General features: G+C 42.3%; 18 protein-coding genes. 9 read left to right on the top strand and 9 right to left on the bottom strand.

Translation table 11 applies throughout. From position 1 onward, the window contains the following. Positions 1–632: 632 nt before the first annotated feature. Complete coding sequence (locus QW597_05065) at positions 633–1,214, bottom strand: hypothetical protein (GenBank protein MEM0155954.1); 582 nt, start codon at positions 1,212–1,214, stop codon at positions 633–635. A gap of 461 nt (positions 1,215–1,675) precedes the next feature. Here QW597_05065 and QW597_05060 point away from each other — a divergent pair, with 461 nt between their 5' ends. From QW597_05060 to QW597_05045, 4 genes are all read left to right on the top strand, one after another. Next, complete coding sequence (locus QW597_05060) at positions 1,676–2,608, top strand: hypothetical protein (GenBank protein MEM0155953.1); 933 nt, start codon at positions 1,676–1,678, stop codon at positions 2,606–2,608. A gap of 132 nt (positions 2,609–2,740) precedes the next feature. Further along, positions 2,741–2,881: a hypothetical protein gene (locus QW597_05055; protein MEM0155952.1), complete on the top strand. Its 141-nt coding sequence runs from the start codon at positions 2,741–2,743 to the stop codon at positions 2,879–2,881. Positions 2,882–3,030: 149 nt separating this feature from the next. Further along, a complete protein-coding gene (locus QW597_05050; protein MEM0155951.1) occupies positions 3,031–3,870 on the top strand; it encodes an ABC transporter permease in 840 nt (279 codons plus the stop codon). Beyond that, positions 3,870–4,772, top strand: coding sequence for an ABC transporter ATP-binding protein (locus QW597_05045; GenBank protein MEM0155950.1), 903 nt, complete (start codon positions 3,870–3,872; stop codon positions 4,770–4,772). The genes QW597_05050 and QW597_05045 overlap by 1 nt, the downstream gene beginning before the upstream one ends. Before the next feature lie 4 nt (positions 4,773–4,776). Here the strand turns inward: QW597_05045 and QW597_05040 are convergent, their stop codons facing one another. Beyond that, the gene (locus tag QW597_05040) at positions 4,777–5,322 is read right to left on the bottom strand and encodes a hypothetical protein (protein MEM0155949.1); all 546 of its coding nucleotides are present in this window, start codon (positions 5,320–5,322) and stop codon (positions 4,777–4,779) included. 192 nt (positions 5,323–5,514) lie between these two features. On the opposite strand from QW597_05040, the gene QW597_05035 reads away from it, so the two are divergent. Together QW597_05035 and QW597_05030 are read left to right on the top strand one after the other, a co-directional pair. Continuing rightward, positions 5,515–6,255, top strand: coding sequence for an SDR family oxidoreductase (locus QW597_05035; protein MEM0155948.1), 741 nt, complete (start codon positions 5,515–5,517; stop codon positions 6,253–6,255). 97 nt (positions 6,256–6,352) lie between these two features. Beyond that, positions 6,353–7,903 (top strand): aldehyde dehydrogenase family protein, encoded by a 1,551-nt coding sequence (locus QW597_05030; protein MEM0155947.1) that lies wholly within the window; start codon positions 6,353–6,355, stop codon positions 7,901–7,903. On the opposite strand, the gene lipB is transcribed toward QW597_05030, so the two are convergent. Next, positions 7,872–8,558, bottom strand: a complete 687-nt coding sequence (gene lipB, locus QW597_05025; protein ID MEM0155946.1) for a lipoyl(octanoyl) transferase LipB — start codon at positions 8,556–8,558, stop codon at positions 7,872–7,874. The genes QW597_05030 and lipB overlap by 32 nt on opposite strands. Positions 8,559–8,749: 191 nt before the next feature. Between lipB and QW597_05020 the strand changes: the two genes are divergently transcribed. From QW597_05020 to QW597_05010, 3 genes are all read left to right on the top strand, one after another. After that, a complete protein-coding gene (locus QW597_05020) occupies positions 8,750–9,529 on the top strand; it encodes a transcriptional regulator (GenBank protein MEM0155945.1) in 780 nt (259 codons plus the stop codon). 180 nt (positions 9,530–9,709) lie between these two features. Next, positions 9,710–10,111, top strand: a complete 402-nt coding sequence (gene speD, locus QW597_05015; protein ID MEM0155944.1) for an adenosylmethionine decarboxylase — start codon at positions 9,710–9,712, stop codon at positions 10,109–10,111. 4 nt (positions 10,112–10,115) lie between these two features. Then, complete coding sequence (locus QW597_05010; protein ID MEM0155943.1) at positions 10,116–11,054, top strand: hypothetical protein; 939 nt, start codon at positions 10,116–10,118, stop codon at positions 11,052–11,054. Between the two features lie 8 nt (positions 11,055–11,062). Here the strand turns inward: QW597_05010 and infB are convergent, their stop codons facing one another. From infB to QW597_04980, 6 genes are all read right to left on the bottom strand, one after another. After that, positions 11,063–12,820, bottom strand: coding sequence for a translation initiation factor IF-2 (infB, locus tag QW597_05005; GenBank protein ID MEM0155942.1), 1,758 nt, complete (start codon positions 12,818–12,820; stop codon positions 11,063–11,065). An 8-nt stretch (positions 12,821–12,828) separates the two neighbouring features. Next, positions 12,829–13,272, bottom strand: coding sequence for a nucleoside-diphosphate kinase (ndk, locus tag QW597_05000; GenBank protein ID MEM0155941.1), 444 nt, complete (start codon positions 13,270–13,272; stop codon positions 12,829–12,831). A 9-nt stretch (positions 13,273–13,281) separates the two neighbouring features. Further along, complete coding sequence (locus QW597_04995; GenBank protein MEM0155940.1) at positions 13,282–13,491, bottom strand: 50S ribosomal protein L24e; 210 nt, start codon at positions 13,489–13,491, stop codon at positions 13,282–13,284. Positions 13,492–13,495: 4 nt separating this feature from the next. Continuing rightward, positions 13,496–13,705 (bottom strand): 30S ribosomal protein S28e, encoded by a 210-nt coding sequence (locus QW597_04990; GenBank protein MEM0155939.1) that lies wholly within the window; start codon positions 13,703–13,705, stop codon positions 13,496–13,498. 10 nt (positions 13,706–13,715) lie between these two features. Further along, the gene (gene rpl7ae, locus QW597_04985; protein MEM0155938.1) at positions 13,716–14,084 is read right to left on the bottom strand and encodes a 50S ribosomal protein L7Ae; all 369 of its coding nucleotides are present in this window, start codon (positions 14,082–14,084) and stop codon (positions 13,716–13,718) included. A gap of 73 nt (positions 14,085–14,157) precedes the next feature. Beyond that, entirely contained in the window at positions 14,158–15,033 is an 876-nt protein-coding gene (locus QW597_04980; GenBank protein ID MEM0155937.1) for a dihydrodipicolinate synthase family protein, read from the bottom strand. Between the last annotated feature and the right edge of the window lie 34 nt (positions 15,034–15,067).

The raw sequence follows: 15,067 nt of genomic DNA, 5'->3' as shown, positions 1-15,067 counted from the left end.
GTTAGAAGGTGAATTGAACTAAAGGTGCAGTGAATATATGAGCGCTAAGTCTTCCATTTGGCCTTGATGTAATCCTTCTAATGTTATTTCCTGACCCTTCACTTTTCGTTCCAAAGGAGGCCATGAAAATGACCGCTTATACTTAATTTATGCAGATAAATGGAAAATATTGTACATCTACCTCACATGGTGCCCTCAAAAAAAATGAAATGGTAAAAATTACTCCATTATTTGCTTTGTTGCCGGAAATTCACGCTTCACACTGGACTCGGGCTAGCTGTTCCGGCTATCACCGCCACCACTACTGCAATTACGACCATCGCTATTCCATACAGCAACAAGGTTCTGTCCAACTCTAGTCGCCCCCAATTATCAATACAATGTGAAAATATACACGTTGCTCTTCACCTGTAAAGTAAGACTGAAGAGCCGTTTTATGGCTGTAGAAATAGTGCAGCAGCAGTATAAAGACCTATTTTCTTGTTTAAAAGTGTGATAGAAAAAAAATAAAATACCAGCGGTTGGGAGCTATACGCGCACAAAATTTTATGAGCGGGTGCAGCGGGGTTGCATGCGTTCAATGAAATGGAACCATGAATTGTTGTGCGGAAAACTGTTAATTTCAAACGAGATCACACATTGATGGCAGTTAGTCTCCTGTACAGTTCGCGCAAGCTCTGCCCTATCTGTTTAATAAGTTCAACTAAAGCAGGCATAACGCTTGAATACATCGCTTCAAGCCGGTCAATGAGATGAATCATGAACTCTACCCTTGATTTGAAAACCTCGACCGCTATGGCGAATTCCCTCGAGGACTTTGCTTTTTCATCCGTCGACGTGGACTCGACATACTCTTTCGTACCGATGAGTTTCCCCTGTGGAATCTCAAGATCAATGGCACTGGGATACTTGATAAATATAAAATTCGTCAGTTTTACTCCCTGATCTATAGCTTGTACACAATCTTCTTCCGTGACTTGTCTCCAGCTACCGTTCATAAAAATTATTTTTAGATTGAGATCTATGCAATTGGGATCTTCGAAAGCCCTGAGCTTCTCTGCCAGTCTTCCCTTGATATTTGCATAAACTGAAAATGGGTATTTATCATGCATCTTCCATATTTCTTCCTGAAGAGCAAGCAACCCTTTGTATCTATTTATGCTATTAATCCTCTCAATCGTTCCATGGTATCCATTGAGGCTGTCGTCTCCCACAAGAGAAAATTCCAAATTTATATAAGATACTAATAGCGTCTTGCAAACATGAACAAATTTCGCTTGGTTTGTTCACAAAATGACGCATTGTCTAGGATAGATTTCAATATGTGTCTATCCATGCGCGAAATTTAATCGCTGAATAGCAAAAATATGGAGTCGGCACAATCAATGATCTAAATTGACAAATTTCAAAAAATTGGGTGCATTCAATATCCAGCAGTCGACCGAATATCAATTTCGCTGTTATGTCATGCATTTGTTACATACACGATTTGATCCTAAATGTGATCTCCAAGTCAATGGTCTTGGAATAGCTATTTTGTGGCTTTTGTAGGTTTACCGTTTTCTTTCACTTAAAAGACCTGTTTATTTTTGTATTTCGCTGACAAATAAGCCAAGCGAAGGAAATTCGTTCTGAACGTAGTAATTCATTTGAAATCCCTTCGATTCCAAACCAGATGCTTATCAAAGACGTCGATCAGCTTCTTGACATGCAATGCGTGATTGCGATCAAGGATGGGTACGAACTACTCGATTTTAGCGAAAAGTTCCATCTCAATCTCTCCTGTACCGCAATAGTTGAAAAACAACAGATCGGTCTAGTCTTTTTTATTCGTAAGGAAGAATTTGAGAACAGGGATATCAGAATGTTCCTGAAAACCTTTAACGCCGAAGAAAAAGATGGGGTTTGGATAGTAAAGCTAACTGAATCTGCGGACAGCGAGCTGAATGTTCTGAAAAATTTCCTGATTATTCCCTCGGTTGTGCTTGACCACATATATTTGGAGAATGGGATAATATATGCCAGAATAAGATTCCACAAAAATTACTTGAAGTCCATATCAGATGAAGTTATGAGAACTGTCAAGAGAACAGATAAAGTTTCTTTGGAATATCTTGGTAAGAGTGATGGTCTCTTATCGGTTCTTAAGGAAATTGACAGGAGAGTACCGCTTTTCTATTTTTCCTTGGACAGCGAGCCTCCGGAATCTGCAAAGAACTCTGACGATACTCCGGTTCCTGGAAAATGGATCAGAGAGATAAAATTCACCTCCGACGACCTGATAAACGGGATTTATGCCGTAAACTCTTCTGAAAACGTGACAGATAACAGGGTACAAGAAATATCCAAGTGTGACAAGTTATATGAGGGAAAGTCAAGAAATGATGTCCTCGACTTCCTCCGTATCAGATCCATGGAGACTTTGATCCCGACATTCTCAAATGTTCAGGGATATGATGGAAAGAAGCTTTCTATGGATTTTGTAGTTCCTGAGTTCGAGGTCCAGAAATTTCTTTCAGTGGTCTCGGAAACCCTCAAAGCGTTTCCAGACTGGAAGATAAATGTGGCCAATGCCGGAAAATTGTCATCAATACTTGAAGATGGTTAGTTGATTCCAGCTGAAAATCTCATAATCAGGACCAGGATTTCTGGATATAGATCGCATTTTAGAGAATTGTATCAGTACAATGATGGAAAACATTAGATACCGTCATTCTATTTTTAATGGGATGGTGGTTCAGTGACCGAACTTAAGCGGGGACAGGTCAGGAAAATCAGAAAACTCCTGAAAGAGGGTGTTGACGTCCCCGAAATATGCAGACAGTTCAATATTAAACCGGAAGAGTGGAGAGAGCTGGTAAACAGATACGAGCTGTTTTGAAAAGAAAACTCAATTTACCACACAGAATTTCCGCGCCCTGGTGCAGAGGTCTCCGGTCTGTTTTATAAATATTATAGGATAGATAATATTAATAACGGAACAGTTATCTCTCACCCCTGGATCAATAGCGCAGGGAAGGAGTTTTTCGAATGGAACAGAATGCAGGTAGACTTTGGATTGTTTTTTCCCAATATTTCAAGAACTACTACCGCTCCAGAAGCTTTTACTTGATGCTCATTGTCTCGTTATTTGTATCCATAATAATGACTTACTTCTCCCTGAGGTATGGAAGCAATATTCAGGTCAGGTTTGATGGATTCACGTTCAGTTCTCTGAGCAGCCAGTTAAAGGAGAACATAATTCTCTACATCTGGGGCATCATACTCTCCTATCTTCCAGTGTTCTCGTCTGTTTTCTTTGGCTCTCCGGCAATATCAAGCGAAATCGAGAATGGCACCGCATATCACATATTTCCACTTCCAATCAAAAGGACTACACTTCTGGCGGGCAAACTGATTTCCGCTATATTTGTGTCATTTATTGTCGTCAGCATTTACTCTGTCTTCGAGCTTGTAAATTTAGAAATTATGTTTGGCAGTGTCCCTTGGGTTCTTTTCCTTTATTCTTATCTGCTACTTCTTTTATTTATCGTTTCAATAACTTCGTTCACTTTTCTCGTGAGCGCAGTATTTAACAAGAATCTGTATGCGTATATCACTGTCTTTCTCCTGTATTACCTTATTTTCAGTGCCGTTTACATCATATTGGAGTTTCTCTACAATTATAATGCTTATTTTTTGCTGAACCAGGCCGCCACAATAATTGAGCGTGTTTTTGTCAACCTAAATTTTCTTTTTCCACTCAGTAATTCCACCATTAATGGAGCTAGTGCTGGAGAAATGTATAGCGCTGCAATTGTGATGTTCCTGTATACCGTGATTTCTGTTGCCGGCGCCCTTCTGTTGTTCGACAGAAAGGAGGTCAAATAATGGCCACAGTTGAAGTAATCGAGGTTTCAAAGCGATATGGCAGATTATTGGCTCTTGAAAACATCAACCTGAAAATGGACTCAAATGGATGCGTAGGGATCCTTGGTCCCAATGGGGCGGGTAAGACCACCCTTATGAAAATAATGACAAATATAATAAAACCAACGTCAGGAAGAGTTCTGATCAACGGTGTCAATGTATCTGAGAACCCATCAAGGGCGCTAAGGACGGTTGGAAGTATTGTGGAACAGCCAGAATTCTACAGGTACCTGACCGCTCGGGAGACACTTATGTTTGTATGCAGGGTGAAAGGGGGATCTTTAAGATACTGCGAAGATGAAGTTGCGAGGGTTTCTAAAATCACCGAAGTCCAAGGATTTATTGACAGAAAAACTGGAACTTATTCCAGAGGGATGAAACAGAGACTCGCTCTTGCAATTGCCCTGATAAATACTCCCGACGTGATAATTCTAGATGAGCCAACGTTTGGTCTTGATCCTCGCGGAATGGCTGATATAAGGAAAACACTTGCAAGAATAAGGGATGAAAGGCAGTCACTGATCGTAATGAGCACCCACCTTATATCAGAAGTGAAGGAGCTCTGTGATAGGGTAATAATAATCAACAGCGGCAATATAGCATACGATTCAGTTTCCGACACCTCTGACAGGATTCTGCGAGTGCGGTTCTACGAGCCCCTAAAGGAAGGGTTGGGTAAGCTTAGCCTTGATGCAAGGATTGGGGATGACGGCAAGACGGCATTGATAAGAGTAGAAAATAATACCCCCAACTACTTTGTGATCCGTAAATTGATCGAGAGGGGGTTAAAGATAAGGGATGTCGATGAATCCACCAGCATAGAGGAAAAATATCTCTCCATAGTTGGTGCCAAAGAAGCATAAGCAGCTATTTCTGAGCCAGTGTAAGGCCATTATACTGACTTTCCTGTTGCGAGAACGTTTTGAAAGCTCTATTTACTTCTATTGCTTCCCCAATAATAATCCCAGTAGTTAGGGCAAGAAGAGCGTCCACACCAAGGATAGCATAGAGTACTAATGGATACAGCACCGCAAGGATTTCTCTTACAAGAAATGATATTAGCCAAAAAATAAGAATAAATTGAGATCTCTTGTAATAAAGCGTTTCATTCATTCTGTAAAATTTGACACTTGATCCGAATCTCAGTCCCATCGGGATACCGGGCAGGATAAGAAGAAGTACTGATATTTCTAAAATAAAATTGTTTCCCAGTGCAAACATCGAGAAAACTAAGAGGAAAAAATAAATCGCAGGTATAACAGAAAGGCGAGATTTGCGATACTGGCGTCCGTAAATTCCTCTGTAAATTCTTCTGATGACGAAAAGGCTGAATATGACGATAAGTGCAATGGAATCTTCGAAACCAACGGGAGGGGAAGAGGAAACTCCCACCGTGGAAAACCCGGAAATCATGGCGGTGATTTTGATTGGTTTTTCATATAAATTGTTTATGTTTGATATGCCCATTATCTCGCGTTTGAGCTGGTCGAGCTATAATGAGATGATCATCTACCCGTATTACACAACGAAAACGAGGTCGCAGACGCCACAATATTATGCAATTAACTGAAAGAGTTTATATGAAAGTGCATAATGCATCACCATATGGATGTCATAAGGGAGTCCCTTGCGGGAAAAGTTGCTGTTGTTATGGGCACAGGACCCGGCCAGGGAAATGCAGTTGCACGGCTCTTGATTAACTTTGGCGCCAAGGTTGCCTTGATATCAAGATCCGGGAGCAGTTTCGGGCTGGTGGAGTCTTCAACAATTAAGATATATAAGGGAGATTCAACCAGCGAAGACTCTGTGAAGGCTATTAGAGATGAAATCGTTGCCGCTTATGGCGGAATTGATGTCATATACAATTCAGCTGGGAAGTACGAGGAAACAGGAAAGGAGTTCCCCGCCCTAACAGATTTGACAGAGATGTTCTTCAGCAATGTTGTGGCACAGTATAATGTAATCAGGGTAATGTCTGAGACAATGAAGAAGAAAGGTGGGGCTATCGTTAACGTCGGGGCATCCCCTGCACTGTTCACTGGATCAAGTATATCCTATTCGATCGCAAAAAAAGGGATAGAGGAGATGACCAGGAAATCCGCGGAAATGCTTAAACCGTATAACATCAGGGTTAACGCAGTCTTGCCTGGTGCAGTTTCCCGTGAAGACAGATTCAGAAAGACATTCCCATTTAATTTTGGGAAAATATCTGATACCACTGACCTTGAGGCCACAGAAGTTGCCTATGTTTCGGTCTTCCTTCTAAGCGAAATGTCATATGGAATAAACGGCCAGTCCATAGTCGTGGACAAAGGCATGAATACAATGAAACTCTCGAGAAAATAATTTATCTACAAAAATTGTAGCGATCGAGAATGCAATTACGGCTGTATTCATCCAGCCCTTAGCTAAACCCTTATCTAATTTTTAGTTATACCTGATCATGCCATTTGATAATGAAAATACACTGATAAAATTAAGAGAGGCTGGCAAGGAGAAGGAATTTGATGAACTTTATGATAAGGCGGTGAAGGAAGCTGAGACCTATCTCTTAAAGGAATATCCGAACCTAGCAAACGGCGAGGTAAGAGAGAAGGAAAAAATTAAGGATATTTCACCAATAGATGGAAAGGAAATAGCCACCTTTCAGATGTCATCAAGTGAATCAGTTGAAAAGACTCTCGAGGCACTCCATTCATCTTATCGTGCTTGGTACAACCTTGGCTATGTAGAAAGGTCAAGGATTCTTCTGAATGCTGCAGACATAATGAGCAGGAGGAAATTTCTTTTATCAGCGCTGCTAGCTTACGAGAACGGAAAGAACCGGTATGAGGCCATGGGAGATGTTGATGAGGCCATCGACTTTATGAGATTCTATGCTCTTAATTTGCTGGAAAACCAGGGTTTCAACAGGTTCACAGGTAAGGGCTACAAGAACGAGGAGAGCCTCAGCCTCATGAAACCGTACGGCGTATTCGCCGTCATACCACCATTTAACTTCTATTCGATTACAATAGGGATGACAGTTGGCCCGCTCGTCGTTGGGAATGCCGTTGTTCTAAAGCCATCAAGTGACATACCACTTTCCTCGTATCTTGGGATAAAGATACTGCATGAAGCAGGGGTCCCAAAGAATGTTCTAGCTTTCCTTGCCGGATCTGGAAGCGTTGTAGGAAAGAAACTGAGTGAGAGTGAACTTGTTGCAGGGTTCGTTTTCACAGGATCAAGAGACGTCGGCATGTCACTGTACCATAAGGCCACTGAGAAACATCCCAGAGTCGTTGTCACAGAAATGGGTGGGAAGGATGCTATAATAGTGTCATCTAAGGCAGATCTTTCCAAGGCTGTGGAAGGAGTTGCAAGAGCTGCTTTTGGGTTTTCAGGGCAGAAGTGTAGCGCATGTTCGGTGGCCTATATCATTGAGTCTGTTTACGACAAATTTGTCCCCATGCTGGTAGATCGAGTTTCCAGGATGCAGGTTGGAGACCCTAGGAAGAAGGAAACTTTCGTATCTCCCGTTGTTAACCGGGGAGCATTTGAGAAGTACAAAGAGTTGATTCCGAAGATTGAGAAGGAGGGTAAGATTATATTTGGAGGCAAAGCAAGAGACGGTGATGGTTACTATGTGGAGCCGACCATTGTCGCAGATCTGAAGAAAGATTCCTTTGTACTCAAGGAAGAGCTATTCCTGCCCATACTTGCACTGGCCAGGGTCAAGAACCTTGACGAGGCAATTGAAAGGGTAAACGCTTCAGAGTATGGTTTGACCGGAGGTATTTTCACAGAAGACCAGAAGGAGATTGAACAATACTTTGCCTCTGTTGATGTTGGTGTTATTTACGCTAACAGGACCAGCGGTGGATCAACGGGAGCTATGGTAGGATCACAACCATTTGTGGGCTGGAAGATGAGCGGAATAAGCGGGAAAGGAACGGGGTCCTTCTATTATCTTCAGCAGTTTCTCAGAGAACAGGCTCAGACAATAGCCCATTGATTTCCTTCTGGAAGTCAATTAATTTTTCATATTTTTTATATTCCGTGATGCTTAATTTTTCAAGCAATGCGTTCTCAAGCTCCAATTTAACTTCGGCCATATTTATGATTCGTCCGGTCTCCTTCTCCATGCTCGTCATCACGGAAGCGTCAAACCCACACGGAGATATCTTGTGGAACTTTGTGAGATCTGTTGACACATTCAGGGCTATCCCATGAAAAGTGGAAAATTCCCTGATCGCGAAACCAATTGAGCAGATTTTTCTACCGTTCGTCCATACGCCAGTCTCCCTTTCGAGCCTTCCTTCTGCCTTTATTCCATAATTATCCAGAATCCCTATGATTGTTTCTTCTACAGCAGTTATAAGATCTTTTACGTTTATTCTCCTGTCTTTCATGTCTATTATAAAATAGATTACAAGCTGACCTGGCCCATGATATGTATAGGCGCCGCCCCGCTCCACCTCAATCACAGGTGTCTTAGGATCAATGAGCGCGGATCTGTCTCTATGTATGCCTGCAGTATAGGTATCTGGATGCTCAAGGAAAAGCAAAATGTCACCAATCCGCCCTGAATTCCTCATGCCAACAAGAATCCGCTGAATTTTCAGGATTTTCTCGTAATCCTGCAAGCCAAGATCAAGAATGTAATCCACTGCATGTTATCCTTCATCCATTAATGTAAATTACTGCGTCCGGATTATCTCAATTGTCAGAATCAGCGAATTGCCCATTAAATAAAAGTTTAATAAGCTCGGTTCTTCATAAGAACTCTCATAATTTCGGGAAATGTTGAAATTGCAACTTAAATCAACAAAATATTATGCGGAATCAGGCATAACCATGCATGATACTTGAGCAATCCAGATTAAACCAGCTCATGGTACTCGTGAATGTTTTCAAGGGGAAAACAAAACCCACAGAAATTGGAAAAGATCTCGGGATAACCCTGCAGGGTGTTATCTATCATCTTAAGATACTCAAAAAGGAGGGACTGGTGAGCGAAACAAATGAACTCACGAAGAAGGGGTTTGACTTCCTTTATAGCGGTCTGAATGAAATTAGAAACTTTGTCCGTGAAAATATAACCGAAATGGATTCCGCACTTACTTGGGAAGCCATCAGTGACCAGAAAATAATGAAAGGCGAACGGGTGAGCCTCATAATGCGAGATGGGTATCTTCACGCTTCTAAACATGCGGAGCCATCTAATGGGGCTGCAGGAACTGCACAGACTGACGCACTTGCAAATGAAACTGTGGCAGTTTCTTCCGTGACTGGTTTGATCTCGATGAAACTTGGTACCCTGAAACTGGTAGTGGTACCGAATGCAGAGGATCTCCTTAAAAAGAGTGAATTGATCCAACACATAAAGCAGTTAAAAAACGAAGAGAATACGCCGTTGGTTGGTGTGATAGGTGAGGCAGCGAGATTTTACGCGGTCCAAGCTGGCTTGAGGATCGATTTCGAATTTGCTTCTCTTTACGCAGCTTTCGAGGCTGCGACCAGGGGGGAGTCCTCCATGATAATCGTATCGCAGAGGCGGTTCCACTTCTCGCTTCCCGACATAAGATCTCTCCAGGTGAAGAATCCAGAAATCGTGCTCAAAATATTGCATCTAGAGTAAGTTTAGGTCTTAATCTATAATATTATTAAAATAATATTATTTATATTCATTACACACGCTAGGGTTTTACTATTTTATTTATCAAAGTGAATTTTTATCAAAACTAAGAGTCCCAATAAATATTTAAATACAACATATTAATTAAGGAAAACTGTAATAATTGAGGTGAAAAAATGGAGGATGATGAGAGTGGCCGTAGGTGTACAAATTATTGCAGACCTTTACGGTGTCGATGAAGAATTGATATCTGACGCGAATAGACTTTACCCTATATTTGAGGGGGCCATAAAACATGGCAGGCTCACGGAGATTTCCTCAGACTATTACCAGTTCCAGCCAAGAGGTGCAAGTGGCGTTGTCCTTCTGGCAGAATCGCACCTATCGTTCCACACTTGGCCTGAACACGGGCTGGTAACGCTGGATATATATACCTGTGGAGAACCTCAGAGCGCGGACATAGCCTTCAATTATATAGTAAGTCGTCTAAAACCTGAATCTGTTGATTACAAGAAACTCAACAGAGGCGTAAAGGTGGAGGAAACTGTAAAGGTCCTAAGACCCGAGCAGATAACCATATCGTGATTAATTGAGAACTCTGCCCAGGGACCTAATTGCTGGTATTATTTTTGCTGGCATTATTATTCTTATAATTGTTGATTATTATTCTCGTTCTATTCTCTTTGCCACCATTGGCCTGTTGATTTCAGTCATTGGCCTTTGGATTGGTTCTGAATTCTTTGTTGATCAGGCTATTTTCTTTGGGAAACGGTTCAAAGTATCCGGAAAGTTGGTGGGACTAGTACTGCTTTCGATCGGAGCCTCCATAGATGAATTTATCCTTTCTCTTACAGCGGCGTTCGAACGGTACGGTGAAATCAGCTTAGGAAACATCCAGGGATCAAACATAATTACTTTCATCGTGTTTATTGGGATAGCACCATTTATTCTGAAGAGGAGAAGAGAGGGTTTTACGGTAGAAACCCTGATGTTACTTATCCTCTATATTACACTGATTTGCTTTACTTTTTCCGGATTGTCTTCATTTTACGTGGGCACAATACTAGTAGCTGTTTTCATAATTTATATAGTGGCATCTGGAAAGCGTGTGCCGGGGGATTATGCGAACGTTATTGCAGGACGCTTTTCATGGCTTAGAAGTCTTTTTGGGATTGTGTTACTTTTCCTGGCTTCTGAACAGATGGTAATGGTAGTAAATTTCTTTTCAACTAATCTTAGCCTCTCACTTTTTACGTCCGGCTTCATCTTTGCTGGAATCACCGGTTCGATACCTGAATTGTTCATTCTGTTAAGTGCAATCAGGAAAAGGCAGAGCGACATGAGTATAGGAGTAGTTTACGGGAGCACCATCTTTAAGGTAAGCCTAGTGCTAGGATCTGCTATGATGGTAACTTACGTCAATCTCGGCCCAGCCCTATACACCTATTTCATAATGCTGATACTCATTCTGGCCAGCGGGCTGTCAATTTTTGTTTTCACAAGGAGAAGTAGCATGCCCGATGCATGAGAACTCCCTCACGCTCTTGTTCCCCAGAATATATTGCCCTTTCTCTTTATCTTAATTGTCTCATCCATTGCACTGAGAGTACCTTGATCAATATTGCTTTCCCTTAACTCTTTCACTACGGATTCAGGAATATCGACGTAAAGAGATTCCCCTGGGAAAATCTGCCTGTTCAACGTTACCCCATCAATAGCAACAGCTATTTCCGCAGGAGCATCTGCATACCTCTTACTGATCTCCCCGTCTCTTATGCTCTTGATTGTTCCCCCGTACCTGCCGTCCGACTTTATGAGTTTATCTCCAACCTTGATGCTCCCGCCCTCGATGTGAATCCCAACTATGACGGGCTTGTTCGCCCTGAATATGTTATCCGGCATTATGGTGATCTTTGCAGGCATAGATTTCTCCTGCTTCCTAGCTTCGTGCATCTGAGCGACTTTATCTTTGATCCACTTTTCCGTTTGATCCATCAGAGAGTATATGATATTTCCACTCAGAATGCCCACATCCGTGGACAGGACAGCATCCCTTGCATCCTCTGTAACATTAACATTAAAGCCTATTATCAGCCGCTCTGTCGGATCGTTAAGTGTTGATACGCCAGTGAGATCTCGTCTTGTTATGTCACCGATTGATGCACTTCTGACAGGTATATTGCGCTGAGCCAGTTCATAAGATATGGCTTCAAGTGATCCAAGAGCCTCTGCCTTCACAGTTACCCCATGAGTCGAAAGTTCAATATTTGTCTGTGATTCCTTTTCTATCTCAGAAAAAACAGATTCAACGGATTCAGATGGATTGGTGGGGCTGATCAGCGGAGATCCTGCGATGACCTCAAATTTGTCACCGATGAGGACTCTCACTCCAGCAGCTGCGGATACTGATCTTTTTTCAACGAGCCCTTTCTGCTGGTTACCGCTGTTCACGAGCAGGGCTTTGACGCGGGTTATCTTTGGGCCCTCGCGCGTATTTATGGCTATAACGTCACCCGCGTGCAGGGTCCCCTGATACAGGATGGTATCAAGAGTCGTACCAATCGAGCTTTCTACCTTCACCTCTATGATGGTTCCTCTTGCCTCCCCGCTCACCAAAGATATTTCCTTTTCAAGATATTTCTGTGATAATCCGGCTAGAATTACCAGTATATCTTGAATACCGATCTTGAACTTGGCGCTGACAGGAATTATCGCGACGGTCTTAGAAAAATCGGTGACCCTGTCAAACCTGTCAGATGGAAACCCCTGAGTGTATATTGAATTCACCAGATCATATATTCTCTTGTCCAGTTCCTCTTTATACTCTTCTCTCTGCTTCTTCATGAACTGAGAGAAATTAAGATTGTTTACTTGTGTGATGAGAGGGATCAGGTCAATCTTATTTGCAACGATTACAAATGGTGTCTTGTGCTTCTTGAGTATGTTAATTGACTCAATCGTCTGCGGCATCAGCCCTTCATTGACGTCAATGACCAGAATGGCTATGTCAGCAAGGGCACCACCTCTCGCACGCATGTTTGCAAAGGCCACATGGCCTGGTGTATCTATAAAAAGAAGTCCAGGGATCTTGAGATTTGAATCGGTAAGGAGATTTTTTGTCCCCTTTATAATTGTGGAAACGTCTATTTGAGTGGCACCAATCCTTTGGGTAATTCCACCGGCTTCCCTGCTAGCTTGTGTGGTGCCACGTATTGCATCGAGAATTGTCGTCTTACCATGATCAACGTGTCCAAGCACACATACTATCGGCTGCCTGATGGTTCTGATATTCATAACCACCTCTAAACTATATTTTCGTCACCGTAATTGAATTCAAGGATTTCGTCCTGCTTAAAAAATATTGGATATTCATGATCATACGATTCTTGGGAATCAGATGCGTGAATTATATTTCTCTCGATACCCGTTGCGAAATCTCCCCTTATAGTTCCCGCTTGGGCCTTGGATCCGTCTGTGCTACCCGACATAATCCTTACTACCTGAATAGCGTTATTACCTTCCAGCACTGCCGCAAGGATCGGACCGGATGTGATATATTTAACGAGATCATTGTAGAATGGTTTTCCCTTGTGCACCTCGTAGTGTCTCTGGGCCATGGACTCAGTCATATGTAGCATCTTTGCAGCTAGTATCTTCAGCCCCTTCTTTTCCATCCTGCCGAGAATCTCACCAATGAGTCTTCTCTTTACACCATCTGGTTTCACGAGAATAAGCGTTCTTTCCAAATGAGCACCTCACTGCTTGGTCGATCTCGTCTTGAGATCCTTAATCTTATGATATTCGGCGGTCCACTTTGTGTACCTGGGGACTCTCTTAAGCTCTGTCATGTTTATTCTGCACTTTCTGCTGCAGAAGTTAAGAATAGCTCCATCTTTCCTCACCATTACAGTACCGCTACCAGGTTCAATAGTAGCACCGCAGAATGAGCAAGTTCTATTTACCATTTTATTACCTCATGGAAAGCTTCTTTGCTTCCCTGGCTGTTTCTCTCAGCATCAAGATGTCCCCAACTTTGATCGGCCCGAGGACATTTCTCGCAATTATCCTTCCCTGATCTCTTCCAGACAGGACCCTTACCTTGACGGTTGTAGCTTCCCCGGCCATGCCGGTTCTGCCCATCAATTCAAGAACCTCCGCTGCTGTTGCTTCATCTGCCAGAAAAAACACCTCACTTCTTCAGTTTGCTGATTTCACCGACAATCTTGTTGTAAGCTTCCTCAGATTTTCCATAATCAACAACTGAAATTGAAGCAGCTGATGATATACCGACCTTCGCACCAAGATCGATTCTCTTCTTAACATAACAGTACGGGACCTTCCTTTCTTCACAGAGCATGGGGAGATAGAAAACGACTTCTGGGGGTGAAACGTCTTCTGCTATCACCACAATCTTACTTTCCCCTCTCTCAATGGACTTAATTACCTCATTGGTTCCTTTCTTTATCTTTCCGCTCCTGAACGAGTTTTCCACAAGATCAAGCACGTTCTTTTCAAGGGACTCGGGAGTTTCAAATTTTACGTACGTTCCTTTTTGCATTTTAATTCCTCCTTCACTAGGCTTACAGTTAACTCACGACAATATTTATAGTTTCTTGATTACACTGGCCTCATCAGGTTCTAGCTTTGCCAGACTTGTTCATTAGATTGTCTATTATCTCAGGTGATGGTTTCTGCATAGGAATCCTGTATCCTCCTTCGATGCCGTGTTTGAAGTAAAAAGCTGCATAGTATGCCTCGGGGAATGTAGTCTTTGATAACTGATCCATCATGCCATTGATATTATCAAGCTGAATCTTACTGCATTCCTCTAATTTACCGTCAGCGAATGCTCTGTATAGATCCATGACAGATCGAGAAAAGTTGGTTGTGCCGCAAACACCGCCGTCAGCTCCAATCGCTAGAGAAGGCAAAAGCAGATCGTCTTGACCCTGGAAAACAGAAAAATCCTTGTCGGAGAACTGTAAAAGCCTGGAGAAGTAACGCATGTCTCCTGAACTTTCCTTTAGACCGACAATATTGCTATTTTTAGCAATGAGTGTTCTTATTGTTTCCACGCTTATGAATTCTCCAACAAATTGTGGGATATTATATATTATAAATTCGGAATCAACTGATCCAAAAACAAGATCCATATGGTTCCTAATATAATTCTGATCAGGTTTAATGTAGTAACTAGGCATGAGCACAAGCGCATCCGCGCCAGAGTTGGCCGCGTGTCTTGATAGTTCAATGCTGTCATAGCTGTTTGATGCCCCAACACCAACAAACACTTTCATCCCAGCAGAATGTTCAATGACAAAATCAGTGAATTTGTTCCTCTCATCGTTGCCCAACCAGTTGAACACCCCCGTGGAGCCAAGCGGAAAGAGTCCTTGTACCCCTATCGACTTCAGAAACGCAAGCAGTACTTCAGTGGCTCCATAATCTATCTGACCTGATGGAGTGAAAGGCGTAACCATGGGCGTGATGATTCCAGTAAACTTCATTAACCAATATCGAGGCATTGTTGATAACCTTTGG

The sequence above is a fragment of the Thermoplasmataceae archaeon genome, from assembly GCA_038729425.1.
GTDB lineage: Archaea > Thermoplasmatota > Thermoplasmata > Thermoplasmatales > Thermoplasmataceae > B-DKE.
The sequence above is the reverse complement of the archived record's forward strand: the minus strand, read 5'-3'. Positions and strand labels throughout refer to the sequence as shown.

Bases quoted from the DNA above. Each gene is read 5' to 3' on its own strand.
- QW597_05060 (MEM0155953.1), top strand. From the start codon at position 1,676: ATGCTTATCAAAGACGTCGATCAGCTTCTTGACATGCAATGCGTGATT.
- QW597_05050 (MEM0155951.1), top strand. From the start codon at position 3,031: ATGGAACAGAATGCAGGTAGACTTTGGATTGTTTTTTCCCAATATTTC.
- QW597_05045 (MEM0155950.1), top strand. From the start codon at position 3,870: ATGGCCACAGTTGAAGTAATCGAGGTTTCAAAGCGATATGGCAGATTA.
- QW597_05040 (MEM0155949.1), bottom strand. From the start codon at position 5,322: ATGATTTCCGGGTTTTCCACGGTGGGAGTTTCCTCTTCCCCTCCCGTT.
- QW597_05035 (MEM0155948.1), top strand. From the start codon at position 5,515: ATGGATGTCATAAGGGAGTCCCTTGCGGGAAAAGTTGCTGTTGTTATG.
- QW597_05030 (MEM0155947.1), top strand. From the start codon at position 6,353: ATGCCATTTGATAATGAAAATACACTGATAAAATTAAGAGAGGCTGGC.
- QW597_05020 (MEM0155945.1), top strand. From the start codon at position 8,750: ATGATACTTGAGCAATCCAGATTAAACCAGCTCATGGTACTCGTGAAT.
- speD (MEM0155944.1), top strand. From the start codon at position 9,710: ATGATGAGAGTGGCCGTAGGTGTACAAATTATTGCAGACCTTTACGGT.
- infB (MEM0155942.1), bottom strand. From the start codon at position 12,820: ATGAATATCAGAACCATCAGGCAGCCGATAGTATGTGTGCTTGGACAC.
- QW597_04995 (MEM0155940.1), bottom strand. From the start codon at position 13,491: ATGGTAAATAGAACTTGCTCATTCTGCGGTGCTACTATTGAACCTGGT.
- rpl7ae (MEM0155938.1), bottom strand. From the start codon at position 14,084: ATGCAAAAAGGAACGTACGTAAAATTTGAAACTCCCGAGTCCCTTGAA.
- QW597_04980 (MEM0155937.1), bottom strand. From the start codon at position 15,033: ATGAAGTTTACTGGAATCATCACGCCCATGGTTACGCCTTTCACTCCA.